The organism is Sphingomonas sp. GW821-FHT10F09 (assembly GCF_058809195.1).
In genome coordinates this window covers 1-773 of the sequence record NZ_JBXASI010000016.1, presented here as the reverse complement: position 1 = coordinate 773, position 773 = coordinate 1, and the positions used below count along the sequence as shown (strand labels likewise).

The window sequence follows — 773 nt, the reverse complement described above, 5'->3', positions numbered from 1 at the left end:
TGTCAATCGGCGTCCAAAAAGGACCCCCTATCGGCGTCCAAAAGGGACCCCTTCGTCGAGCGGTGTGACGGGTATGCGGGTGTGTCCCTCGCGCTGGTCGCGGCGTAGGGCGGGCGTAGCCCGACCGGAGGCGCGACCAGCGCGAAGCATCTTCTGCCGGTGGCTCTGGGCGTCAGCTGCGATGCTTGAAGCGCCAGCTGTCGTTGCCGGTCTCGACGATGTCGCAATGGTGGGTAATGCGGTCGAGTAGCGCGGTGGTCATCTTGGGGTCGCCGAAGACGGTGGGCCACTCGCCAAAGGCCAGGTTTGTCGTGACGATGACAGAGGTGCGTTCGTAGAGCTTGCTCACCAGATGGAAGAGCAGTTGACCGCCTGAGCGGGCGAAAGGCAGATAGCCGAGCTCGTCCAGCACCACGACATCGAGGCGGGAGAGCTGTTTTGCGAGCGCGCCGGCTTTGCCGAGGCGGTTCTCCTCCTCAAGCCGGTTCACCAGATCGACCGTGTTGAAATAGTACCCGCGGGCGCCCTCCCGCACGACATTGGCTGTGATGGCGCTAGCGAGATGCGTCTTGCCGGTGCCCGTTCCACCGACCAGCACGACGTTGCGCTGGCCCGCCAGGAACGAGCCGCTGTGTAGCAAGCGTACGAGCCCCTCGTTGATGGGCGTGCCGTCGAAGACGAAGGTGTCGAGGTCCTTCACCGCCGGCAATCTGGCCGCCGACATCCGGTAGCGGACTGACGCTGCATGGCGGTGGGTTGCCTCGGCACGGAGC

1 protein-coding gene is annotated in these 773 nt (G+C 64.8%); it reads right to left on the bottom strand.

The window, feature by feature from the left end:
• Positions 1–172: 172 nt before the first annotated feature.
• A partial coding sequence (istB, locus tag AC1RTO_RS19300) for an IS21-like element helper ATPase IstB (protein ID WP_493162460.1) occupies positions 173–773 on the bottom strand: 601 nt, incomplete at its 5' end.